Annotated in this window: 21 protein-coding genes and 2 riboswitches; of the genes, 16 read left to right on the forward strand and 5 right to left on the reverse strand. The window is 63.5% G+C overall.

The window, feature by feature from the left end; genetic code table 11:
* Positions 1 to 395: 395 nt before the first annotated feature.
* A complete protein-coding gene (locus Q8O69_RS07765; RefSeq protein ID WP_305590982.1) occupies positions 396 to 1,361 on the forward strand; it encodes a hypothetical protein in 966 nt (321 codons plus the stop codon).
* A complete protein-coding gene (locus Q8O69_RS07770) occupies positions 1,348 to 2,046 on the forward strand; it encodes an HIRAN domain-containing protein (protein WP_305590984.1) in 699 nt (232 codons plus the stop codon). Before Q8O69_RS07765 ends, Q8O69_RS07770 begins: the two co-directional genes overlap by 14 nt.
* Positions 2,047 to 2,085: 39 nt before the next feature.
* On the opposite strand, the gene cobJ is transcribed toward Q8O69_RS07770, so the two are convergent.
* The 4 genes from cobJ to cobG form a co-directional block, all read right to left on the reverse strand.
* Entirely contained in the window at positions 2,086 to 3,747 is a 1,662-nt protein-coding gene (gene cobJ / locus Q8O69_RS07775) for a precorrin-3B C(17)-methyltransferase (protein WP_305590986.1), read from the reverse strand.
* A 165-nt stretch (positions 3,748 to 3,912) separates the two neighbouring features.
* A complete protein-coding gene (locus tag Q8O69_RS07780; RefSeq protein ID WP_305590988.1) occupies positions 3,913 to 4,665 on the reverse strand; it encodes a precorrin-2 C(20)-methyltransferase in 753 nt (250 codons plus the stop codon).
* Positions 4,662 to 5,288 carry a precorrin-8X methylmutase gene (locus Q8O69_RS07785; RefSeq protein ID WP_305590989.1) on the reverse strand — a complete coding sequence of 209 codons (627 nt, stop codon included), beginning with the start codon at positions 5,286 to 5,288 and terminating at the stop codon, positions 4,662 to 4,664. The genes Q8O69_RS07780 and Q8O69_RS07785 overlap by 4 nt, the downstream gene beginning before the upstream one ends.
* On the reverse strand, positions 5,281 to 6,636 hold the full coding sequence (gene cobG / locus Q8O69_RS07790) for a precorrin-3B synthase (RefSeq protein WP_305590991.1): 1,356 nt from the start codon (positions 6,634 to 6,636) through the stop codon (positions 5,281 to 5,283). The genes Q8O69_RS07785 and cobG overlap by 8 nt, the downstream gene beginning before the upstream one ends.
* Positions 6,637 to 6,730: 94 nt before the next feature.
* Positions 6,731 to 6,932, reverse strand: a riboswitch (cobalamin riboswitch).
* A gap of 58 nt (positions 6,933 to 6,990) precedes the next feature.
* Between cobG and cbiE the strand changes: the two genes are divergently transcribed.
* The 11 genes from cbiE to Q8O69_RS07845 all read left to right on the forward strand — a co-directional run bounded on the left by cbiE (position 6,991) and on the right by Q8O69_RS07845 (position 18,047).
* Positions 6,991 to 8,193 carry a precorrin-6y C5,15-methyltransferase (decarboxylating) subunit CbiE gene (cbiE, locus tag Q8O69_RS07795; RefSeq protein ID WP_305590993.1) on the forward strand — a complete coding sequence of 401 codons (1,203 nt, stop codon included), beginning with the start codon at positions 6,991 to 6,993 and terminating at the stop codon, positions 8,191 to 8,193.
* Positions 8,190 to 8,924 carry a cobalt-precorrin-6A reductase gene (locus Q8O69_RS07800; protein ID WP_305590995.1) on the forward strand — a complete coding sequence of 245 codons (735 nt, stop codon included), beginning with the start codon at positions 8,190 to 8,192 and terminating at the stop codon, positions 8,922 to 8,924. Before cbiE ends, Q8O69_RS07800 begins: the two co-directional genes overlap by 4 nt.
* Positions 8,925 to 9,091: 167 nt before the next feature.
* Entirely contained in the window at positions 9,092 to 9,808 is a 717-nt protein-coding gene (locus tag Q8O69_RS07805) for a ferredoxin (protein WP_305590997.1), read from the forward strand.
* Between the two features lie 132 nt (positions 9,809 to 9,940).
* A riboswitch (cobalamin riboswitch) is annotated at positions 9,941 to 10,146 on the forward strand.
* Positions 10,147 to 10,444: 298 nt separating this feature from the next.
* On the forward strand, positions 10,445 to 12,556 hold the full coding sequence (locus tag Q8O69_RS07810; RefSeq protein ID WP_305590999.1) for a TonB-dependent siderophore receptor: 2,112 nt from the start codon (positions 10,445 to 10,447) through the stop codon (positions 12,554 to 12,556).
* Positions 12,556 to 13,326, forward strand: coding sequence for an ABC transporter ATP-binding protein (locus Q8O69_RS07815; RefSeq protein WP_305591001.1), 771 nt, complete (start codon positions 12,556 to 12,558; stop codon positions 13,324 to 13,326). Before Q8O69_RS07810 ends, Q8O69_RS07815 begins: the two co-directional genes overlap by 1 nt.
* Positions 13,323 to 14,276 (forward strand): ABC transporter substrate-binding protein, encoded by a 954-nt coding sequence (locus Q8O69_RS07820; RefSeq protein WP_305591003.1) that lies wholly within the window; start codon positions 13,323 to 13,325, stop codon positions 14,274 to 14,276. Before Q8O69_RS07815 ends, Q8O69_RS07820 begins: the two co-directional genes overlap by 4 nt.
* Positions 14,273 to 15,292, forward strand: a complete 1,020-nt coding sequence (locus tag Q8O69_RS07825) for an iron ABC transporter permease (RefSeq protein ID WP_305591005.1) — start codon at positions 14,273 to 14,275, stop codon at positions 15,290 to 15,292. The genes Q8O69_RS07820 and Q8O69_RS07825 overlap by 4 nt, the downstream gene beginning before the upstream one ends.
* Positions 15,293 to 15,409: 117 nt before the next feature.
* Entirely contained in the window at positions 15,410 to 15,667 is a 258-nt protein-coding gene (locus tag Q8O69_RS07830; protein ID WP_090378569.1) for a hypothetical protein, read from the forward strand.
* A 56-nt stretch (positions 15,668 to 15,723) separates the two neighbouring features.
* A complete protein-coding gene (locus Q8O69_RS07835) occupies positions 15,724 to 16,569 on the forward strand; it encodes a DUF692 domain-containing protein (protein ID WP_289239814.1) in 846 nt (281 codons plus the stop codon).
* Positions 16,560 to 17,354, forward strand: coding sequence for a DUF2063 domain-containing protein (locus Q8O69_RS07840; RefSeq protein WP_305591009.1), 795 nt, complete (start codon positions 16,560 to 16,562; stop codon positions 17,352 to 17,354). The genes Q8O69_RS07835 and Q8O69_RS07840 overlap by 10 nt, the downstream gene beginning before the upstream one ends.
* A 105-nt stretch (positions 17,355 to 17,459) precedes the next feature.
* Positions 17,460 to 18,047 carry a LysE family translocator gene (locus Q8O69_RS07845; protein ID WP_305591011.1) on the forward strand — a complete coding sequence of 196 codons (588 nt, stop codon included), beginning with the start codon at positions 17,460 to 17,462 and terminating at the stop codon, positions 18,045 to 18,047.
* Here the strand turns inward: Q8O69_RS07845 and Q8O69_RS07850 are convergent, their stop codons facing one another.
* The gene (locus Q8O69_RS07850) at positions 18,048 to 18,875 is read right to left on the reverse strand and encodes an AraC family transcriptional regulator (RefSeq protein ID WP_371136072.1); all 828 of its coding nucleotides are present in this window, start codon (positions 18,873 to 18,875) and stop codon (positions 18,048 to 18,050) included.
* A 142-nt stretch (positions 18,876 to 19,017) separates the two neighbouring features.
* Between Q8O69_RS07850 and Q8O69_RS07855 the strand changes: the two genes are divergently transcribed.
* The 3 genes from Q8O69_RS07855 to Q8O69_RS07865 all read left to right on the forward strand — a co-directional run bounded on the left by Q8O69_RS07855 (position 19,018) and on the right by Q8O69_RS07865 (position 23,723).
* Entirely contained in the window at positions 19,018 to 20,772 is a 1,755-nt protein-coding gene (locus Q8O69_RS07855) for an ATP-binding protein (RefSeq protein WP_305591015.1), read from the forward strand.
* A 60-nt stretch (positions 20,773 to 20,832) separates the two neighbouring features.
* Positions 20,833 to 22,185, forward strand: a complete 1,353-nt coding sequence (locus Q8O69_RS07860; RefSeq protein WP_305591017.1) for a sigma-54 dependent transcriptional regulator — start codon at positions 20,833 to 20,835, stop codon at positions 22,183 to 22,185.
* A gap of 584 nt (positions 22,186 to 22,769) precedes the next feature.
* Positions 22,770 to 23,723: a TAXI family TRAP transporter solute-binding subunit gene (locus Q8O69_RS07865; protein WP_305591019.1), complete on the forward strand. Its 954-nt coding sequence runs from the start codon at positions 22,770 to 22,772 to the stop codon at positions 23,721 to 23,723.
* The last annotated feature ends 15 nt before the right edge of the window (positions 23,724 to 23,738 follow it).

A 23,738-nucleotide genomic window follows, 5' to 3' on the forward strand; every position in this document is an offset into this window, starting at 1 on the left:
GCCAGGTTTAGCTGAGCAGGCTGGGGGCAGGGGTGGGATTAGGGGTGGTGAGCTGTTGCGCAAGGGTGAGAGGAGGGGCGTTTGCTTTTATTGGTGGGCAAGCGAAGCGTTGCCCACCCTACCTATCTATCAAGTCCGTGTAGGGTGGAAAACCGCGCAGCGTTTTCCACCATGGGTTATCCGGGTTGCTTGCTGCGTAAACTGGAGAGCAGGACTACTTGATGATACAGGCGGGCTAGCAAGTATTGCCTACTCTACACGTCAGTATATTTCGCGTAGGATTTGGTCTCCAAGCTACTTTCTAATAATTTTCAGATATTTCATCGCTAGCTTAGTTTTAAATTAAATAATTCATATGTCTTTTATGAGTGCTTTGGCAAGGAGCCAGTTTAGAAATGCAAACAGATTTCATTGATATTGCAGACTGGCCAGATGACGATGAATTCTCAGCCGCTTATCCGGAAGGAGCCCGCCCTAAGCGAACACTGTTCTCCCCACTAACTCCAGATCAAAAATATATAAAGCCGGACTGGCGTCATATGTTTAAGCGCTCAGCTGAGCGCTATCCTGAGCAGTTTTGGGCAGAGATAATTGCTTATGAAATCTCTCTGTTACTTGGGATATCTGCGCCGCCATGCTATGCAGCTTTTGACTCTAGAAATGGTCAGTGTGGTGCGCTTAGTGCCTGGTTCTATAAAGATGGCGATGAATCATTTTATTCAGCAGGTAACTTTTTTCACAAGATTGTCCCAGGGTTTGATAGAGAGCGTGGCACACAACACAATATTGTTGATTGTGACGAGTTTAACAATCGCGTACTCGGTAAAGATCAGATATATGGATTCTGGAGTATGCTCTTGTTTGATATGCTTATCGGTAACACAGACCGGCATCAAGATAACTGGGGCCACTTACTCAAGGCTGTGCAACTAAGCAAAAGTGTGGCCCGTCGTCGAGGAGATAAATTTGATGTCAAATGGCGTTTTGCGCCGTGGTTTGATAACGGAACCAGTCTGGGACATGAGCTTCTGAGTGAGAAATTTTCCCGTTGGGACGCCGCAACGCTCGATCGCTATATTCGACGTGGCAAGCATCATATGAGGTACTCCAGGGATAACCTTGAACGGATGGGACACATAGAGTCCCTAAGCTTTATAAAAAGCCATGCAGGAGTCCGTGTTCTGCTCCTAAAGCGGTTGAGGGATTTTGATCTGAATGCTCTTGGAGCGGTCCTTGAGCGCCTTGTTGACCTACCTGCTCCCGCAGGTGGTAATCTCACCAAAGCACGCGCAGAATTCATCTTTCGGCTAACGCAAAGGCGTGCTCAGTTAGCAATGGAAACCCTAAATGAGCGTAATTGAGAATATTTTTGAGCCATCTAGGTTGCTATTAGTATGGCATCACTCACAGCCAGGTACTCCACGCCATCGGAGAGTAGTTGGTGAACTCGTTCGTCATGGTGAAGATGCATCATTTCGTTATTTGAAAAATACTGATGATTTTCACGCGGCGCTTGAAGAGGGTTTCCATGAGTTTCCAGCTTTTTCAGATAAAGCAGGAGGTGAGCATCATACGGGTGCTCTTGATGTCTTTATGCGGCGCTTGCCCCCTCGTAAGCGAGAGGACTTCAAAGAGTATCTAGCTCAGTATAGTTTGCCTTCTGATTTTTCCGGTTCGGCATTTTCATTGCTTGGTTATACCGGCGCTCGTCTTGCAAGCGATACATTTGAATTATGTCCAGATTTAAGTGATGCAAAGGCGCCGTTAGACTTCGTCATTGAGGCATCCGGCACTCAATATCATACTGAGGAAGGTAAAATATTTTCAGAAGATGACCCGGTAACATTTGAAGCAGACTTTGATAATGAGCATGATAAGAATGCGGTAAAAATAATACACAGTGGTAGTGTTGTTGGCTTTGTTAACAAAGCACTTGCCCCGAGCTTTCGTCGTTTATTAGATAGTGGGGGTGTAGAAGGTAGCGTACTTCGCTTCACTGAGCGAAAGTCAAAGTCACGACTTATCATTTTAGTTAGGTATTTATAGATAGGATGGGTTGAGCATGCTCAACCCATCCTACGTTCGTTACAGCTGCGGGTAACTCCTTGGCGTATACACCCACTCCCCACCCTCGGCTCTTGGGAAGCGGCAAGTCTGGCTGGAGCCGATGATGACCAGGGTGCGCATATCGACCATCTCTGGCGTCAGTTCACCGAGGGTGAGGGTACGCAGGGTTTCGCCGGGGCGGCCGATATCGCGGCCGAGGACCACCAGGGTTTCTGGTGTGCGTTGTTGGCTGATGATTTCCAGCGCAGAGCCGAGCTGCCAGGGACGGGCTTTGGAAATGGGGTTGTAGAAGGCCATCACCAGGTCGGCGGCGGCGGCGTGCGCCAGGCGCTTTTCGATAATCGCCCAGGGCTTGAGGTTGTCCGACAGGGAGATCAGGCAGAAGTCGTGGCCCAGCGGCGCGCCGGCTTTGGCGGCGGTGGCCAGTGCGGCGGAAACGCCGGGGAATACCTGTAGATCGACCCGCTGCCATTCGGCGTCGGTCGATTCATGCAGGGCTTCCAGCACCGCGGCGGCCATGGCGAATACGCCGGGGTCGCCGGAAGACACCACCACCACGCGCCGACCGCTGGCGGCCAGTGCGAAGGCATGGCGGGCGCGCTGCATTTCTTCGCGGTTATCGGTGCAGTGGCGCACCTGCTCCGGGCGCAGCGGGCCGGCCATATTGATATAGGTTTCGTAGCCGAGCAGGTCTTGTGCTTCGTCTAGTGCCTGGCGGGCGGCGGGCACCATAAATTCGGCTGCGCCGGGGCCGAGGCCAATCACTGTCAGGCGGCCACGGGGGCGACCGAACTGGCTGGCGTCGATAGGTGCAGCGGCCAGCAGCAGGCGTAGATTGGCGTGCTGGCTATGCAGCGGCGGCAGTTGCGTGGCGTCGTCGATAAAGCGCAGCGGCAATTTGAGCTGCGCGGCGGAGGCGTGCAGGTCGGCGTTGGCCATTAGTTCCGGCGCGGCCACTAGGCAGGCCAGGCTTTGCGCGGCCAGGCCGCTGGTCTGTAGCGCCTGTTGCAGTTCGCTCAGTAAATCGGCGCTGGCGCGTTCGACCCATACGGCCACTTGTTGTGGGTGGATTAGCAGCTCATCGGCATTGGCGGCGCGGTTATGTGGGCTGATATGGATCACCCGGCTAGCCTGGTTATCCACCGGCAGTTTGGCCTGGGCCAGCCAGGGTGCGTCGCCCTCAATCCGCACGGCCTGGCCACCGAGCAGGTCGCTGACAAAGCCTTTGCCCTGTTCCAGATCGGCCAGCACATAGCCGGCCGGCGGCTCCAGCAGGCAGGTGCCGAAACGCAGTTCGCCGCTGGTGGTGATCGCCGCGCTGACCTGCAGGTGCGCAGCAATCTCTCGCGCCATGCGGTTGACCCCACCGAGGCCGCCAAGCAGCGGCACCACGGCGCTGCCATCTTCGGCCACGGCCAGCACCGGCGGCTCGCTATCTTTCTCTCCGAGCACAGTGGCCAGGCTGCGAATCACGATACCGGCGGCGCACAGGACGATCAGCGGCGTACCGGCACGATAGAGCGTGCGCAGGGTGTCGCCAAAGTCTGCATAGGTCCGCTCAACGTCCGCCACTCGGCTGTGCAGGCCGTGGATTTTGGCCTGTGGATAAAGCGCCTGTATGCGCCGCGCACAAGGCAGGGCGGAGGGGCCGAGGACAATGATGGCGGGGGCGGTACTCATGTTTGAATCCTGTAGCCCGGATGCAATCCGGGGCGTGCGGTTTCCCGGATTGCATCCGGGCTACGTTCAGTTGGGTAGGGTAGATCGGGGCGCGTAGCTGATGTTTTTTTCATCCACCAATCGCGGTTGGTGGATGGGTGAAGCGTCATCCACCCTACAGCCGTGTTAACCGCGCCATTTCTCGCCGGGAATCACGATCATCGAGAAGTAGGGCGAGGACATCGGCTCCACTTCATCTAGCGGCACGATGCGTTGGTTGCCCATGGTCGCGCGCTCGACGTAATGCGCGCGCTGGTCGATGCCCAGCTCCTGCAGCACACGGCGAACTTTCTCGAAATTACGCCCCAGTTTCATGATCACGGCGGCTTCGGCGCTGTGCAGGCGCTGCTTGAGTTCGTCTTCGGGGAGCACGCCGGAGAGCACGCTCAGGCTCTGGTTGCGGTACACCAGCGGGGTACCGAGCACCGAGGCGCAGCCGAGCATGGAGCACACGCCGGGTACCACTTCGACGTCGTACTGGCCGGCCAAGCGGTCGTGCAGGTACATGTAAGAGCCGTAGAAAAACGGGTCGCCTTCGCAGATCACCGCCACGTCATGGCCGGCGTCGAGCTGGGCGGCGATCTGCACCGCGCAGGTGTCGTAGAAATCGCTGATCACATCTTCATAGCTCAGCGGCGCGGCGAGTTTTTCCGTGGTCACCGGGTACACCAGCGGCAGGCGCTGCTGCGCGTCCGTCAGGTGCTGTTCGATGATGCCGAAGGCGTTGCCGCCCTGACCCTTATTGGCTTTAGCCTTGGCCACAAAGTAGCCGACCACCGCTGCCGATTGCAGCAGGCGCAGGGCCTTGAGGGTGATCAGTTCGGGGTCGCCGGGGCCGACACCGATGCCAAGCAAGCGGCCTTTTTGCGCACTCATCATTCAACCTCCGTGGCCAGGGCGTTGACCGCCGCCACCGCCATGGCGCTACCGCCACGACGGCCGCGCACGATCACATAGGGCACGCCGCGGCTGTCGGCGGCGAGGGCGTCCTTGGATTCCGCCGCGCCAATAAAGCCCACCGGCATGCCGATGATCAGCGCCGGTTTCGGTGCGCCGGCGTCGAGCATTTCCAGCAGGTAAAACAGCGCAGTGGGCGCGTTGCCGATCACCACCACGCTGCCTTGCAGATGCTCGCGCCAATGTTCCAATGCGACGGCCGAACGGGTATTGCCCAGTGCGCGGGCCTGCTCAATCACACCGTCGTTATGCAGGGTGCAGATCACCGGGTTGTTGGCGGCCAGGCGCGGGCGGGTGATGCCTTCGGCGACCATCCGCGCATCGCAGAGAATCGCCGCTCCTTTGGCCAGGGCAGCGCGGCCAGCGGCACCGGCGCCGGGCGAGAAGCGCAGATCCTGCACCACATCGACCATGCCGCAGGCGTGGATAACCCGCACGGCGAGCTTTTCCAGGTCTGCCGGGATCGCCGACAGGTCGGCCTCGGCGCGGATGGTGGCGAAGGACTGGCGGTAGATTTCCTGGCCGTCGCGGATGTACTCAAGCATCGCTGTTTCCTGTTGCGCAGTGGGCGGCGAACCAGTCGCCGGCCTCGTCGATAGTCATGGCGCTGGCCAGCAGTTGACCGAAACCGGCCGCCTCGGGCGTGCGTTGATAGAGCTGGTAATGCCCGGCGCTGCTGGCCAGCAGGGTAAAGGGCGCGGTATGCGCGGCGGCGCAGGAACGCGGGCAGGCGCTGAGATGCACCTGCGGCCGCGCCGTGCTGGCGCGCAGGCGCTCGGCCAGGCGTAGGGCATCGGCCTTGCTGTCGGCCAGGCCTTTGGCGCAGGCGGCCGAACCGGTGCAGGCGATCAGCTGGCTTAACGGCTCCTGCGCATCGGTAAGCAGGCCGAGTTCGGCCAGGGTTTGCAGCAGTTTGTCTGCTGATGGCTCGGGGATATTGGGCAGCAACAGGCCCTGCCAGGGCGTCAGGCGCAGGCTGGCATCGCCGTAGTGCTCAGCCAGTTCGGCCAGGGCTTTGAGTTGTGCGGCGTCGATCCTGCCTAGGCGCGTGGCGGTAGCGACCATGCACAGGCCGTTCTGCTGCTGTGGATAAATGCCCATCGGCGCGCGTGGGCTGACTGGTTTGCGTTGCCAATCGGTCAGCGGCGCTTGCACGGCAAAGGGCAGGCGCATTTGCAGCTGTTGCAGCAGTTGGTTGGGGACAATTACGGCAAGCAGCTGGCGCATCCGGCTGTGTTCGCTCCCAGCCAGTTCGATAAACAGCCTTAGCAATTGTTCCACCAGCGGCATGACTTGCTCAGCCTCGACCACGCCCAGCGGCCGGTCAGTCGGGCAGCCGGCCAGGCCAAAGGCCAGTCGGGTTGGCGTGCCAGGCAGGGCGCTTAGCCAGATATCGTGGCGGTGTTCGAGCATGGCCAGGGCTTCGCCGCCGTCCAGCTGCAGGGCGAACTTGGCCGACAGCCCATGCAGCGCCGGGGTGTTTTGCAGCAGCTCAAGCAGCGCGGCGGCCAGCGGGCGGGTGTCGAGCAGGGCCTGCGGATCGAGGCCGGCAGCGGGGCTAAGCAGCAGGTTGCGCACGTCATCAGCGGCGGGGTTGCTTGGGCCGAGGTCGGCAGCCAGCAGACGCTCGATCAACTCGGCCTGCTGGCCGGGCAACACGCCACGAATCTGCAGATTGCTGCGGTTAGTCAGCTCCAGCACACCGCTGGCGCAGCGTTCGGCGGCCTCGGCGATGGCCCGAGCCTGTTGGCTGCTCAGCACGCCGCCGGCCAGCTTGACCCGGCAGATACCGCCGTCCAGCGCCGGAACGATACGCAGCAGGCCTGGGCACGCCGATCCCGATTTTTCGGAGCGTGGGGCAAGTATCTCGATAGTGGTGGCAAGGTCGCGCAACGGTTTCACCAGCAACAAAGACGCGGCGACCGAACCAGCGAAATCCGCCCACAGGGGGTTTCATGGCATCGGTACACCCCGCCCGATGTTGGCACTCGCGACTAGCGTCGTCGGCAGGTCTCCTGGCTGACAGGTCTTTATCTGCCGCGGCCTTCCCGGTTTCCCAGTGGCGCAGTTGCGGCAGACTCGCTGTTTACAGTTGCGGGGGCAGCTCGGTCACGATCAGCGGATCGCTCCGGATTCCCTCTTAGGCCCTATGCACAATGGCGGCGGGCACCGACGAAGGCGCTATTATGCCCGCTTTGTTTGACGTGCAGACACCCTTGCTCGTCGGGCGGGCGCAGAGGAGTAGGTATGACGGCCTGGTTAACCCTGGTGGGTATCGGTGAAGACGGCTATGCCGGCCTGGGTGAGGCGGCGCGCCGGGTGCTGGGCGAGGCGCAGTGGATCGTCGGCAGCCCACGGCAGCTGGCGCTATTGCCGAGTGATCTGCCGGGGCAGCACGAACGCTGGCCCAGCCCCTTTAGCCTGGAACCGGTGCTGGCGCGGCGCGGGATGCCGGTGTGCGTGCTGGCCAGCGGCGACCCGCTGTTCTATGGCGTGGGTGCGAGCCTGGCGCGGCAGCTGCCGGCTGAGGAGTTGCGGGTGTTTTCCGCGCCCTCATCCGTCTCACTGGCTGCTGCTCGCCTGGGTTGGCCACTGCAGGACGTGACGGTGCTGTCGCTGGTGGCGCGGCCGTTGGCGGCGTTGCAGGCGCAGCTTTTCCCCGGCGCGCGGTTGCTGGTATTGAGCAATGACGGCGACAGCCCAGCGGCCGTGGCCGAATTGCTGCGTGAGCGTGGTTTTGGCCCCAGCCGTTTGACCGTGCTGGAGCATCTGGGCGGCGTTCAGGAGCGGCGCATCGACGGTTTGGCCAGCGACTGGGTGTTGCCGCGCGCTGCCGATCTCAATCTACTGGCGGTCGAGTGCGTGGCTGGCGCCGATGCGCGCCTGCTGCCGCTCACTCCGGGGTTGCCGGACGACGCCTATCAGCACGACGGCCAACTGACCAAGCGCGATGTGCGTGCCATTACCCTGGCGCGGCTGGCGCCGCAACCCGGTGAGCGGCTCTGGGATGTGGGTGCCGGCTGCGGTTCCATCGGCATCGAGTGGATGCGCGCGCACCCCAGCTGCCGGGCGCTGGCGATTGAGGCTGATGCCGGTCGTCAGGCGCATATCCAGCACAACCGCGATGCCCTCGGTGTACCGGGCCTGCAACTGGTCGCCGGCCGCGCGCCCGAAGCCCTGGCTGGATTGGCGGCGCCGGATGCGATCTTTATCGGCGGCGGGGTGACCATCCCCGGTGTGCTGGAGCAGTGCTGGGCCAGCCTGAAACCGGGCGGGCGTCTGGTGGCCAATGCCGTGACCCTGCAAAGCGAGGCGGCGCTGGTGGCCTGGCGCGAGCAGGTCGGCGGCGAGCTGACGCGCATCAGCGTGGCCCAGGCGCAGCCGCTGGGCGGTTTCGACACCTGGCGCAGCGCCTTGCCGATCACCCTGCTGGAGGTGCGCAAGCCGTGAGCCCGCGTATCCTCCTGCTTGGCGGCACCACCGAGGCGTTGCGTCTGGCGCGGCGGCTGAGTCCCGAAGCCATCTACAGCCTGGCCGGGTTGGGCCGGGTGCCGGATGACTTGCCCTGTCAGGTGCGCGTTGGCGGTTTTGGTGGGGCCGAAGGTTTGGCGGGGTATATCCGCGAGCAGGGCATCGAGCTGCTGCTGGATCTGACCCACCCCTATGCCGCGCAGATCAGCACCAATGCCGCCCGCGCCGCCGAGCTGAGCGGGATTGCCTGCTGGGCGCTGCGCCGCCCCGGCTGGCAGGCCGGCGAGGGTGATGACTGGCGTGAAGTGGATAACTGGGCCGGTTTGATCGAAACCCTGAAGGGTTTCTGCCGTCCGCTATTTACCCTCGGCCGCGAGCCACTGGAGCATCTGCACGAAATTCCCCTGCATCAGCACTGGACCGTGCGCTGCCTGACGGCCCAGCAAGCCGTGCCGCGTGCGGAAATTATCGGCGCGCGCGGGCCGTTCGCGCTGGATGAGGAGCGCGCGCTATTCGCCCGGTTGGGCACCGATGTGCTGATCAGCAAGAACAGCGGCAGCCAGTCCACCGAGCCGAAATTGCAGGTGGCGCGGGAGCTGGGCCTGCCGGTGCTGCTGCTGCGCCGGCCCGAGTTGCCGAGCGTGGATCGCGAGTTTGTCAGCCTCGAAGCCCTTGCCGAGGCGTTGCGCCGGATAGCGGTAGGAACGTAGCCCGGATAAGCGCAGCGCAATCCGGGGTGCCGCGATCCCGGATTGCGCCAAGGCTTATCCGGGCTACAGGGGGTCGAGCAAGGTAGGGTGGATGACGCTTCACCCTACGTGCCGCCACCCGAGCAAAAAATCCCCTGTTAGACTGCCGCCCCGCTTTGGAGGCCGCTATGACCACGCCCGTTTCCCCATACGCCCGCATTCTGTTTGTCGGCCCCGACCTGGCCGAAGGCTCGTTTGCCGAGCTATTCCGCCGTCGTCTGGTTGAGCTGCGAGGGGAAGCGGCGCTGGCCGATATCGTTGATACCAGCGCAGGCTATGCGCCGCTCTGGCAGCGCGTGGCCGAGGGCGAGCGGCCGCTGCTGGTGATCGATCTGGAACCGCAGAGCAGCAGCCCGCACCTCGATTGGCTGCGCAGCGAGCTAGGCCAGCAGGCCAACCCGGAGCAGCTGTTTGTCGCCAGTGCCATTGGCCAGGCCGAAGGCTTGTCGGTGGAGGCCGCTTGCGCGCTGATCGAGCGTCCCGAGCTGCACCTGCCCTGTGTCGGTGTGGCCGCCGTGCCGGGGCATCACGCCTGGTCGCAGATTCCGCCGCACACCCAGCGCCTGCTGCTGTGTAATGGCCCGCGCTGTACCCGGCGTGGTGCGCTGGACCTGTGGAAAACCCTGCGTCAGCGCCTCAAGGCCGCCGGGAAGCTGGAGTGCGAGGGCGGGGTGCATATCACTCGTAGCCAATGCCAGTTCCCTTGCGATCTGGGCCCGACGGCTAGCCTCTATCCGGCCGGCGAGTGGTTCCGCGTGCGCGATGAGGCCGAGCTGATCCGCCTGGTCGATGAGCGCCTGGTGGCCGGCCGCCCAGTGCCTGAGCTGCGGATTGATCAGGGCTGAGTCACTACGCCACGAGTGGTGGACAAGCTTCGCGTTGTCCACCCTACGCTTACGCCTTGATCAAGGCTGAAAAGACCGCTGTAGGGCCATTCGGTAACAGCTAAAAACTTGACGCGGATCGGCCTGGATGGTCATATCCGCGCCGTTTCAGGTGTCTCACGCCGCCGTGCGTGAGGTTAAACGGGAAGTCGGTGCGCCCTTTGGGCTAGTCCGACGCTGCCCCCGCAACGGTAAGCGAGCGACGTCATCACGATGCCACTGTGCAGTTTCTGCATGGGAAGGCGATGACGTCATGACCCTCGTGAGCCCGGAGACCGGCCTGATTCTTAGAACCTGTCTACGATCTGCTGCGCGTCGGCCCTGCTGCGTTAAAAACAGGCTCGGAATGCTCATGTACAAAAGTACACTCCGCTTCCTCGCCTCTTTTTGCCTTGCATTGCTCTAGCTCGCGGAATCGTAAACAGGTTCTTAGGGATGTTGGCCGCTGCGTTTAGCACGCTGCGGCAACCCCCAACTGTTTGGCAACCCGCGGTGGGCGGGCGTTGACGCCGATCGTGGGTGCCTGCTCGCCCGTGTTTTGCTGTTGCGCGTTTCCATCGGGATTGCCGTGCCTATCCCTTTTGCGATGGAAGCATCATGGCGCGCTATCCCCTGTCTCAACTCTCTGTTTCCCTTGCCCTGTGCCTGGTCGCTACGGCTGTGGCGGGCGAGTCCCCGGTCAATCTGCCTGCCACGACCGTGCAGGCCAAGGCTGCTGCGGAGGGTGAAAGCGATCTGCATACGCCCAGCAGCAGCGGCTCTCGCTTGGGCCTGACGGCCCTGCAAACCCCGGCCAGTACCAGCAGTCTGAGCGGCGCGCAGGTGCGCGGGCGCAACAACCTTAGCGTGCAGGAGGCGGTCACCCGCACCCCCGGCATCAGCAGCATCGGCAGCCCCGGCAATGGCGGCACCGCGCTGTCGGCGCGCGGCTTTACCGGGCACTCGGCCGTCATGCAACTCTACGACGGCACCCGCCAGTATGTCGGGGCCGGCACCGTGACCTTCCCGGTCGACACCTGGTCGGTGGAGCGCGTCGACGTGCTGCGCGGCCCGGCATCGATGCTCTACGGTGAAGGCGCAACCGGCGCGGTGATCAACGTGGTGCCGAAAAAGCCGTTTAGCGGCGCCATCAGCAACCAGCTGCGTCTTGGCTACGGCAGTGATGACCGCCGCCAGGCCGCGCTGGACAGCGGCGGCTCGCTGACCGATACGCTGAGCTACCGGCTCAACCTCAATCAGCAGGCCAGCAATGGCTGGGTCGATGATGGCGAGTCACAGAGCCAGGCGCTCAGCGCGGCTCTGCGCTGGGATGCCAGCGATGCGCTGAGTTTTACCCTGTCCCATGATCAGGGCGATCAGGACCCGCAGCGCTACCTGGGCACGCCGCTGGTCGCCGGCCAGTACCGCGAGAGCCTGCGCGAGCGCAATTACAACGTCGATAACGCCGAGATTCGCTACAACGACCAGATCACTCGGCTGGTCAGTGACTGGCGCATCAACGATGCCTTGAGCGCCAGCAACCAGCTGTACTACATCAAAACCCAGCGCTACTGGCGCAATGCCGAGTCCTACCGCTGGCAGCCGGGTGATCAGGTCAAGCGCAGTGACTTCTACGAGATCAAGCACACCCAGGAGCAGGTCGGCCACCGCCAGACCTTCACCCTGGAGCACGCCCTGTTCGGCCTGGATAGCCGCAGCGTGGTGGGCGTGGACTACAACCGCATCCACTTCGCTCGCCAGCACGACTTCTCCAGCAGCTTCACTGACAGCGTGCCGCTCGCCGGCAGCAGCGGCGGCCAGTACCAGAGCACCGATCCATTGGGTTACGGTCCGCGTGAGCGCAATCTGGCCCGGCAATTCTCGCTGTTCGCCGAGAACCGCACTCAGCTGACTGAGCGCCTGTCGCTGGTCACTGGCCTGCGCCGCGATCAGGTACATATCGACCGCAGCAACCTGGTCGATGACTCGCATACGGACCGCAGCCTGAGCGGCGACAACTGGCGCGCCGGGTTGGTCTTCGAGGTTACGCCCGAGCTGTCGCTGTATGGCCAGTACGCGACCAGCACCGAGGGCGTGAGCAACCTGCTGACGCTCAATCCGAGTCAGCAGCAGTTCGACCTGAGCGAGGCCAAGCAGACCGAAATAGGCCTCAAGCAGGCGTTCTGGAATGGCCAAGGCGAATGGACGCTGGCCGCATACCACATCGTCAAGGAGAAGCTGCTCAGCCGCGCCACCCCGACCGCGCCGACCGAGCAGATCGGCCAGCAGTCTTCCGACGGCCTGGAAGCCACCCTGGAGCTGGCGCTGGGGCAGGGCTGGCAGGTGTCGGCCAACGCCGCGTTGGTGCGCGCCGAGTACGACGACTTCCGCGAGGCTGGTGGTGACCGCAGCGGCAATCGGCCAACCAACGTGCCACGGCGCACCGCCAACCTGTGGCTGAGCAAGGCGCTGAGCGAGCAGGTGCAGGCCGGTGTCGGCGCGCGTTATGTCGATTCGCGCTACGCCGATACGTCGAATAACGTGGAGGTGCCGAGCTACACCGTGGTCGATGCCAATATCGGCTGGCAGGTGCAGGCAGATGTGCGCCTGGGCCTGGAGCTGAACAACCTGTTCGACCGCCAGTACGCCACTACCAGCAGCAGCGACGGCCAGCAGTGGTACCTGGGCGCGCCGCGTTCGGTGTTCGTCACTGCCGATTACCGTTTCTGATGCCGCGTTTGCAGATCAGCGAGCTGGCCTGGTCGCCCAATGGCGAGCAGGCCTTGCTCGACGGTATCGGTCTGGCGGTGGGCGACGGCCAGCTGGTCGGTCTGCTCGGCACCAACGGCAGCGGCAAGACCAGCCTGCTGCGCTGCGCCTATCGCTTTCAGCGGCCCGATCAGGGCCGTGTCGAGCTGGACGGCGAAGCGCTTTGGAGCCGTTCGCCGCGCTGGTGCGCGCAGCGGGTGGCAGTGGTGCTGCAGGAGTTTCCCCAGGACTTCGGCCTCACCGTGGCCGAAGTTACCGCCATGGGCCGCACGCCGCACAAGGGCCTGTTTGATGGTGATGATCTGGCCGATGTTGCCCTGGTCGAGCAGGCCCTGGCGCGGGTGGGTTTGACTGAGCACAAGCGCCAGGCGTTCGCCCATCTCTCCGGCGGCGAGAAGCAGCGCGTGCTGCTGGCCCGCGCCCTGGTGCAGCAACCGACGCTGCTGATCCTCGACGAGCCGACCAATCACCTCGACCCGCGCTATCAGCTGGAACTGTTGCGGCTGATCAAAACCCTCGGCCTGGCGACCCTGGCCAGCTTCCATGACCTCAACCTGGCGGCGGCCTTCTGTGACCGCCTGTATGTGCTCGACCACGGCCGCGTGGTGGCCAGCGGCACCCCGACTGAGGTGCTGACTGAAGCGCTGCTGGCCGAGGTGTATGGCGTGCAGGCGCTGGTCGACCGTCATCCCCTCGCGGGGCACCCGCGTATTACCTGGATCAATCCATGAAGCATTTTCTGCGTTACGCCCTGTGCCTGCCGCTGCTGGGCGCCGCCCTGTCCGTCCAGGCGGTTACCGTCACCAGCTGCGACCGTCAGCTGACCATCGCGCAACCGCCGCAGCGCGCGGTCAGTCAGGACATCAACCTGACCGGCATGCTCCTGGCTCTCGGGCTGAAATCGCGGATGGTCGGTTACAGCGGCATCAGCGCCTGGAAAACCCCCAACCCCGAGCTGATGGCGCAGCTGGCCGATTTGCCCGAGCTGGCCGCGCGGCACCCGTCGCTGGAAAACCTGCTCAACGCCGAGGCGGATTTCTTCTTTGCCGGCTGGAACTACGGCATGCGCGTCGGTGGTGAAGTCACCCCGGCTAGCCTGGCGCGTTTCGGCATCCCGGTGTACGAGCTGAGCGAGTCCTGCGCCCACGTGATGCCACGGCGGGTGGCCAGCCTGGAGGATGTCTACAACGACCTGCACAACCTCGGCCGCATCTTCGCCGTTGAGCCGCGCGCCGAGGCGCTGGTGCAGGGCATGCAGCAACGGGTGGCGGCGGTACGCGCCCGCCTGGCCGACAGCGGCCCGGCGCGACGGGTATTTCTCTACGACAGCGGCGAGGAAAGCCCGTTTACCGCCGGCCGCCTGGCCATGCCGCAGGCGCTGATCGAGGCAGCTGGTGGGCGCAATGTCATGGATGAGCTGGCCGCGAGCTGGGTGCGCGTTGGTTGGGAAGCGGTTATCAGCAGCGACCCCGAGGTGATTCTGATCGTCGATTACGGCGAGCGCAGCGCGGCGCAGAAGCGTGACTTTCTGCTGCAACATCCAGCGTTGCAGGGGCTGACGGCGATCCGTGAACAGCGCTTTGTGGTGCTGCCGTACCTGGCAGTAACCCCGAGTATGGATAACGCCGCCGCCATCGAGACCCTGGCCGCCGCGCTGCACCCGCAGGCGTTTGCCCGATGATTCGCAGCCCGCGCGCCTACCGCCTGTTGCTGCTGGTGCTGGCCTTGGCGTTGGCGCTGTCCTGTGCCGCGTCATTGGGCTTTGGCGCCGCGCCAGTGCCCTTGTCGCGCGTGCTGGAAATCCTTGGCCAGCGCCTGTTTGACTTGCAGCCGGCGCAGGCGGTGAGTAGCGCTCAGGACAGCATCGTCTGGCTGATCCGAGCACCACGGGTGGTGCTCGGTGCGCTGGTCGGGGCCGGGCTGGCGCTGGTCGGCACGGCGCTGCAGGCGGTGACCCGCAACCCGCTGGCCGACCCGCATTTGCTCGGCGTCAGTTCCGGCGCGGCGCTCGGCGCGGTGATTGTGGTGCTCTATCTGGGTGAATTTATCGGCCTGCTCAGCCTGCCGCTGGCGGCCTTTGTCGGCGCGCTGGCGAGCATGCTGCTGGTGCTGGCGATTGCCAGTCGCGGCGGCCGGCTGGAGAGCGACCGCCTGCTGCTGGCCGGGGTGGCGGTGTCGTTTGTGATGATGGCAGCGAGCAACCTGCTGCTGTTTCTCGGCGATCACCATGCCGCCAGTTCGGTGATTTTCTGGATGCTCGGCGGCCTTGGTCTGGCGCGCTGGGAACTGCTCTGGTTGCCGGCGCTGTGCCTGGCGCTGGCCCTGCTGCTGTTGCTCGGTTTGGCGCGGGCGCTGAATGCGCTGATGGCTGGCGAACACAGCGCGGTCAGCCTGGGCCTGGAACCACGTCGGGTGCGTTTGCTGGTGTTTGTCTGCGCTTCGCTGCTAACCGGGGTGCTGGTGTCGCTAAGCGGTGCTATCGGTTTTGTCGGGCTGATCCTGCCGCATGTCGCGCGCTTTCTGGTTGGCGCCGAACACCGTCGTCTGCTGCCGGTGAGTGCGCTGCTTGGCGCGCTGTTTCTGGTCTGGGTGGATGTCGCCGCGCGCACCCTGCTGGCGCCGCAGGACCTGCCCATCGGCATCGCCACGGCGGCAATTGGTGGGGTGTTTTTCGTGCTTTTGCTGCGTCGGCGCTGAATCGCTAAAGTTTTTTTCAGCGCCGCTGTAACGCCTGTTCGTCTCGTCGCTCTAGTTGAATGCCGGCACGCAAAACCCCTTTCGCCCGGCCAACCCAGATCACCCGAGGATACGCACATGAATATGAAATCCACCGCTGCTACTGGTGCTGCTATCGCCTTCGCTGCTGCCAGCCTGTTCGCTGGTCTCTCAAGCACCGTAGCAGTGGCTGAAGAAGCCAAAGTACATTGTTACGGCGTCACGTCCTGCAAAGGCCAGAATGACTGCAAGACCGCCGAAAACAGCTGCAAAGGTCAGGGTGCCTGCAAAGGTCACGGCTTCAAGTCGATGACCCTCGCTGAGTGCAATGCCGCCAAAGGTACTGTCGGCGAGTAAGTGAGCCGGGGCGGCCGCCGCGCGGTTGCCCCGCATCACCCTGCAAGGAGCGAGCGATGAATGCTCAACGCGGCAATCTGGGCTTTGGCCTGGGCCTGCGCAGCACCTACTACCAAGCCATTCTCGAGCAGCAGCCGGCCATCGACTGGTTCGAGATCGTCTCGGAAAATTACCTGGTAGCAGGCGGCAAGGCCCTCTACTTTCTCGATGCCATCGGCGAGCAGTACCCGCTGGTGATGCATGGCGTGTCGCTGTCGATTGGCGGCCCGCATGAGCTGGACCGCGACTACCTGCGTCAGCTCAAACACCTCGCCGCACGCGTGCAGCCAGCGTGGATCTCCGATCACCTGTGCTGGAGCCGGGGCAATGCCCACCAGCTGCACGACCTGCTGCCGCTGCCTTATACCGAGGAGAGCCTGCAGCATGTGGCCGAGCGGGTGCGCCAGGTGCAGGACGTGATCGAGCGGCCGCTGGTGCTGGAAAACGTCTCCAGTTACCTGCGCTGCGCCGATGATCAGTTCAGCGAATGGCAGTTCCTTGCTGCACTCAGCGAGTTGAGCGGCTGCGAGCTGTTGCTGGACGTCAACAATGTCTACGTCAGCGCGCGCAACCATGGCTTTGATGCCTGGACCTTTATCAGTAGCCTGCCCAAGCAGCGTATCCGTCAGCTGCACCTGGCCGGCCACAGCGATTACGGCAGCTACCTGATCGACACCCATGATCAGCCGGTCAGCGATCCGGTCTGGCAGCTTTATCAACGCACCCTGCAGCACCTCGGTCCGGTGTCCACGCTGCTGGAGCGTGACGATCATTTCCCCGATCTGGATGTGCTGCTCGACGAGCTGAATACCGCACGCCGGTTTGCCGCCCAAGCACTGCAAGGCACAGCGCAATGCGCCTGAGTGACTGGCAGGCGCAGGTGCAGGCCTACCTGCTCAACCCTGATGCCCAGCCCAACCCGGCGCTGCAGGCCAGTCTGCTGGGCAGTGCGGCGCTGAGTGCCGAACAGGGCCTGGCGATTTACCACAACGCTTACCGCGCGCGCCTGCTGGAAGCCTTGCGTGGTGACTATCCGGCGGTGCATGGCTGGCTCGGTGATGAAGAATTCGACGCCCTGGCCCTGGCCTATCTCGACGCGCACCCCTCGCAGCATTTCAGCCTGCGCTGGCTCGGTGCACAGCTGGCTGACTTTATCGACGGCTACCTGATTCCCGCACAGGCCGCGCCGCTCAGCGAACTGGCGCGGCTGGAATGGGCGTTTACTTTGGCTTTTGATGCCGTCGACGCCGCGCCCCTGAGCCTGACGCAGATGGCCGAACTGCCCGCCGAAGACTGGCCGACCCTGCAGGTGCGTTTGCTACCGAGCGTGCAGTGGCTGGCGTGCCGGCATAACAGCCTGGCGATTTGGCGTGCGGGCAAGGAGCAGGGTGACTTTCCTGGCAGCCAGCCACTGGTTGCGACTGAGACCTGTGTGGTCTGGCGCGATCAGCTGATTACCCGCTACCGCAGCCTGGCGGCCGATGAAGCGGCGGCACTGCAGGGCATGGCCTTGCAAGGCTGGAGCTTCGCTGAGCTGTGCGGCGAGCTGGCGCACCTCGGTGAACAGGCACCGGTGCAGGCGGTGAGCTGGTTGCGGCAGTGGCTGGCGGATGGGCTGTTGCAGAGGGCGGATCACCTCTCGCGCTGATTGTTCTGCCCTGTCTGGCATACCCTGACAGGGCATTTTCCTTCAATACCCTGCGCGGTGGGCCTGTCAGCCTGGCACCTCCTTTGTAGTGCTGACAGGTGAATGATGAATACGCTGTTTTATTCCATGGCGGGCTTTGCCCTCGCTGCCTCGATTTCTCCCGGCCCGGTCAACCTGCTGGCGCTTAGCGCCGGCGCGACCCATGGCCTGCGCCGCAGCATGCGTCACGTCACGGGGGCGACGTTCGGCTTTACCGCGCTGTTGCTGGCCATGGGCCTGGGCTTGCAGCAGCTGTTGCAGCAGTGGCCGGCGCTGACGCACGGGGTGGCCTGGTTTGGCGTCGCCTTTCTGCTGTACATGGCCTACGGCCTGGCCCGGTCTGACGGGCAGCTGAGTGGCAACGCCGCGCAGCAGCGCCCGTCGCTGTTCAACGGCGCGCTGATGCAGTGGCTCAACCCTAAGGCCTGGCTGGCCTCGATGGCAGGCATGGGCGCCTATGCGGCGGATGGCGATCTGTGGCGGGTGGGGCAGTTCGCGGCGCTGTATTTCGTGATTTGTTATCTGTCGATCAGCTGCTGGGCGTTGGCCGGGGTTTACCTGCGCCAGTATCTGGAGAATCCGCTTTACCTGCGCCGGTTCAATCGCGGCCTGGCCTTGCTGCTGGTGCTGTCGGCGGTTTATCTGCTGGTCTGATCAGGCGCGGCGGTATTGCCCGGGTGTGGCGGCGAGCAGCTGTTTGAAGGTGCGCTGCAAGTGCGCCTGGTCGGCAAAGCCGGCGTCCAGCGCCACCTCGGCAATCGACTCGCCGCGTTTCAGCCCGGCCTGGGCCACTTGCACGCGGCAGTTGAGCAGGTAGGCATGTGGGGTCATGCCGTAGTGCTGGCGGAAACTGCGAATCAGGTAGGAGGGCGATAGCTCGGCGGCGCTGCAGATGTCTTCCAGCTTGAGCGTCTGGGTGCAGTGCGTGCGGATAAATTCCGCGGCCAGACGGATGCGCGGGTTGTCCTCGCGTGCGGGGGCCGGCGCGGGTGCCAGGCGCTGTTGCAGGGTGCTGAAATAGTCGATCAGGGCGCACTCTTTGCGCAGCTGATCGACCGACGCGGCATTGAGCAGGTCGTACAGCTGGTTGAGGCCGTTGAACAGCTCAGGGTCGCGGCTGAGGATGGCGGAGAAGGGCTGCAGGTGCGGGTTGTGGCTGAAGCCCAGCTGGTGTTGCAGGTCGCCCAGCCAGGTGCTGTCGATGTAGAACATGCGATACGACCAGGGCTGCCCATCAACGGGGTTGCAGGCATGCACGTCACCCGGGTTCATCAGCACCAGCGTGCCGGCCGCGACCTGCTCGCGCGCCTTTTCATTGAGGTAGGTGCTGCGGCCCCGGGTGATGGTGCCAATCGAAAAACACTCATGGGAATGCTTGGCGTAGCACAACAGACGGCCATCGAGGGCTTCGCGCGTTTCCACGAAGGGCAGCGCCGGGTCGCGCCAGAAGCGTGGGGTGGTGGCCTGTTGCTCAGAGCTCATCATGCATCCCAGGTTAAATCGGCGTGCCGCCAGCGCTGACTATAGCGGCCGCTGGCGCTTGTTCAAACAGTCGAGCCGCTGCGCTCTGCACGGCGCGGTGCTTTGTCTTACCATGCCGGCTCTGCCTTGTTGCGAGCCGTGCATGTCTGCCTTTCTGCTGCGTTACCGCGTTGCCCTGATCGTCCTGCTGATTCTGCTCGGCCTGCTGGCGAGCATCTGGCTGGCCGGGCGTTATGCCGAGCAGCGCGCCTGGCAGGAGCGCAGCCTGGAGGCGCGCGGGCAGTTGCAGCTGTATGCGCAGTCGATCCACACCCTGGTCGAACGCTTCCGCTCGGTGCCCGAGGTGCTCGCGCTGGACAGCGATATCAAGTCGCTGCTGCGTGCGCCGGATGACAGCTTGCTGCGCAGCACACTCAATGAACGGTTGGAGCAGCTCAACACGGCCGCCGGCTCCAATGTGCTGTATCTGCTCAACGACCAAGGCGAAACCCTGGTGGCCAGTAACTGGCGCGACTGGAGCAGTTTTGTTGGCAACAACTACGCCTTCCGCCCGTATTTTCAGGATGCCGTGCGCCAGTCCTCCGGGCGCTATTTTGCGGTGGGCGTGACCACTGGCATCCCCGGCTATTTTCTCTCCCATGCGGTGCGCGACGACGACGGCACGGTGCTCGGCGTGCTGGTGGTCAAGCTGGAGCTGGAAGAGTTGCAACGCGAATGGGCCAGCCAGCCTGGCGTGCTGCTGGTGGCCGATAGCTACTCGGTGGTGATCCTCAGCAACCGTCCTGCCTGGCGTTTTCTCGCCCTCGACAGTTTGAGCGAGCAGGCCCGCGCCGAGCTGGTGGAGGTGCGCAAATACGCCGAACAGGCATTGCAGCCGCTGGCCAGCACGCTGCGCCGGCAGATCGACAGCGACAGCCAGTGGCGCCGGGTCGAGGGACCGGATGGCCCGCGTGACTACCTCTGGCAACGCCAGGCCCTGGGCGATGAAGGCTGGACCCTGCATCTGCTGCACGAGCCGAAAACCCTGGTCGACAGCGTGCGCAGCTATCGCCTGGCCGCCGCCGGGGTGTGGATGACCCTGGCGTTTCTGCTGCTCTACCTGGCCCAGCGACGCAAGACTCAGCGTTTGCAGGCCGGCATTCGTGAGCGTCTGGAACGTGAGGTGGCGCTGCGCACCGCCGAGTTGCGCGAGGCCCAGGAAGGCCTGGTGCACGCGGCGAAGATGGCGGCGCTGGGGCAAATGTCGGCGGCCATGGCCCATGAAATCAACCAGCCGCTGACTGCCATGCAGATGCAGCTGGGCAGCTTGCGTCTGTTGCTCGATAGCGGTCGTCAGGACGATGTGCGCGAAGGGCTGCAGCGTATCGATGGCCTGCTGCAACGCATCGCCGGGCTCACCGGTCACCTGAAAACCTTTGCCCGCAAAAGCCCGGCGGGTCTGAGCGAGCGTCTGCGTTTGAGCGATGTGCTGGAGCAGGCTCTGCAACTGCTGGCGCCGCGCCTGCGCAGCGAACAGGTGCAGCTGCACAGCGAGATCGACACCGAGGCGCGGGTGCTGGGTGATGCGATTCGCCTGGAACAGGTGCTGCTCAATCTGCTGAACAACGCCCTGGATGCCATGGCCCCCAGTGAGTCGCGGCAACTGCAGATTCGTATCGAACGCCAGGCCGAGCAGTGCCTGCTGAGCATCGCCGACAGCGGCGGCGGGATCGCCAGCGAGGCGCTAGGGCATGTGTTCGAGCCGTTCTTTACCACCAAACCGGTGGGCGCCGGATTGGGCCTCGGTTTGGCGGTGTCCTACGGCATCGTCCGTGAGCTGGGCGGCAGCCTGGAGGCGGCCAATGGCGAGCAGGGCGCGGTGTTTACCCTGCGCTTGCCGGCAGCGCCGAATGCGTAGTGCGGGTTATTTCCCGGATTTTATCCGCGCTACACTGCCGCCGATTGATCAGGAGGTGATATGACCGGGCACGTAATAGTCGTCGACGATGAAGCGGCCATCCGCGAGGCGGTGCAGCAGTGGCTAGAACTGTCCGGCTTTCGCGTGCACAGCTGCGCCACGGCGCAGGCCGCGCTGGCGCTGGTCGACCGTGACTACCCCGGCATCATCATCAGCGATGTGCGCATGCCCGGCACCGATGGCCTGCAGCTGCTCGACAGCGTGCTGGAGCGCGACCGCGATCTGCCGGTGATTCTGATCACCGGGCACGGTGATGTGCCGATGGCGGTGCAGGCGCTGCGCCAGGGCGCCTATGACTTTATCGAAAAGCCCTTTACCCCCGAACGCCTGCTCGACAGCGTGCGCCGCGCGTTGGACAAGCGCCGCCTGGTCTGCGAGAACCGCCAGCTGCGCCAGCAGTTCGCCCTCAAGGACCATATCGAGGCGCAGTTGCTCGGCGTCTCGCGGCCGATGGAAACCCTGCGCCGGCAGATACTCGAACTGGCCGGCACCTCGGTGAATATCCTCCTGCGCGGCGACACCGGCAGCGGCAAGGAGCGGGTTGCCCGTTGTCTGCATGATTTCAGCAACCGCGCCGGCAAGCCGTTTGTCGCGCTGAACTGCGCGGCGATTCCCGAGCACCTGTTTGAGAGCGAGCTGTTCGGCCATGAAAGCGGCGCCTTTACCGGCGCCCAGGGCAAGCGCATCGGCCGCATCGAGCATGCCGATGGCGGCACGCTGTTTCTCGATGAGGTGGAAAGCCTGCCGTTGGCCCAGCAGGTCAAACTGCTGCGCGTGCTGCAGGAAAAAACCCTCGAACGCCTGGGCTCCAACCGCAGCATTCAGGTCGACCTGCGGGTGATCAGCGCGGTCAAGCCGGACCTGCTCGATGAGGTCAAGGCCGGGCGTTTCCGTGAAGACCTCTACTACCGGCTGAATGTCGCCACCCTGCGCATTCCGCCGCTGCGTGAACGCCGTGAAGACATTCCGCTGCTGTTCGAACACTTCGCCAACCAGGCTGCGCAACGCCATGGCCGTGAGACACCGAACCTGCCGCCCAGCGAGCTGACCCGGCTGCTCGGGCACGACTGGCCGGGCAACGTGCGCGAGCTGATCAACGCCGCCGAACGCCATGCCCTGGGCTTGAGTGGCGGTGTGGAGGGCGACGATGGCCTGCCGCAACAGTCGCTGGCCGAGCAGATGGAAGCCTTCGAAGCACAATGCCTGCACCGCGCCCTGCAGCACTGCCAGGGCAATATCGCCGAGGTGATGGCGCTGCTGCAGCTGCCACGCCGCACCCTCAATGAAAAGATGCAGCGCCACGGCTTGCAACGCAGCAGCTATCGACCGGCCGGTAGCAGCGACGAGGATTAAAGTCGTAGCCCGGATGTAGGGTGGATGACGCTTCACCCATCCACCAACTGCCATGGTGGGTGAAGACAGCGTCAGCTACGCGCCCCGATCCACCCTACGCTGAACGCTCGTAGCCCGGATAAGCCTTGGCGCAATCCGGGGTCGCGGCCCCGGATTGCGCTGCGCTTATCCGGGCTACGGCGATACAGTCGGCGGAATTTCGCTTATCCCGGTTTTTGCACTGGCGGATTTCCGCTTGTTACGACGGGTTGGATGGCCGTGTAGCTCAACGCAAAGGCTCTAGCACGGGCTTTTCTTTCGCTGGCACGGCATCTGCTATAGCTCTTGTCAGCCAGGCACTCGATTGCCTCGCCATCGATAAGAAAGACAAGAGGTGAATCCCATGCACTGCCCCGCAGCATCTGCGCGCTCGTCGCGTCCGGCATCAACCGCCCATCTCTTGTGCGCTCGGCTCAGGCCGCGCGTGAGCCTCTGCTCCTTTTCGTCATTGCGTTAGTCCCGGCGCTGCACCGCCGCCTGGGTGGCGCGCAGCGTCTACAGTGAAAACCTCTGCATAAAGCCATAACAACGACGGAGATTCTTCCATGCGAATGACCAAACGTTTCAGCCTGTTTGCTGCTGCCGCAGCCTTTACCGCAAGCACCGCGGTACTCGCCGCCCCGACCTTTATCAACGTGCTGACCGGTGGCACCAGCGGGGTGTATTACCCGATTGGCGTGGGCCTGTCGCAGCTGTACAGCAACGGCATCGAGGGCGCGAAGACCTCGGTGCAGGCCACCAAGGCCTCGGTGGAAAACCTCAACCTGCTCGAAGCCGGTCGCGGCGAGCTGGCTTTCGCCCTTGGTGACTCCGTGGCCGATGCCTGGAATGGCGTGGAAGACGCCGGCTTCAAGGCCCCGCTGAAAAAACTGCGGGCGATTGCCGGCACCTACCCGAACTACATCCAGATCGTTGCCAGCAAGGAATCCGGCATCACCACCCTGGCGGATCTGAAAGGCAAGCGCATCTCCGTCGGCGCGCCGAAATCCGGCACCGAGCTGAACGCTCGCGCGATCTTCAAGGCCGCCGGCCTGAGCTATGAAGACATGGGCAAGGTCGAGTTTCTGCCCTACGCCGAGTCGGTTGAGCTGATCAAGAACCGTCAGCTGGATGCCACCCTGCAGTCCTCGGGCCTGGGCATGGCGGCGATTCGCGACCTGGCCGCAACCCTGCCGATCACCTTCGTGGCCATCCCGGCCGACATCACTGCGAAGATCGACAACGCCGCCTACCAGGCTGCATCCATCCCGGCCGGCACCTATGACGGTCAGGACAGCGATGTACCGACCGTGGCGATCAACAACATCCTGGTCAGCCACGAAGGCGTGTCCGATGAAGTGGCCTACCAGATGACCAAGCTGATGTTCGACAACCTTGAGCGCCTGGGCAACGCCCACTCGGCGGCCAAGGACATCAAGCTGGAAGGCGCCGCCAAGGATCTGCCGATCCCGCTGCATCCGGGTGCTGAGCGCTTCTACAAAGAAGCCGGCGCACTGTAAGGCTGCTGAAGGGTT

The sequence above is a fragment of the Pseudomonas sp. genome (assembly GCF_030690725.1).
Classification (GTDB): Bacteria; Pseudomonadota; Gammaproteobacteria; order Pseudomonadales; family Pseudomonadaceae; genus Aquipseudomonas.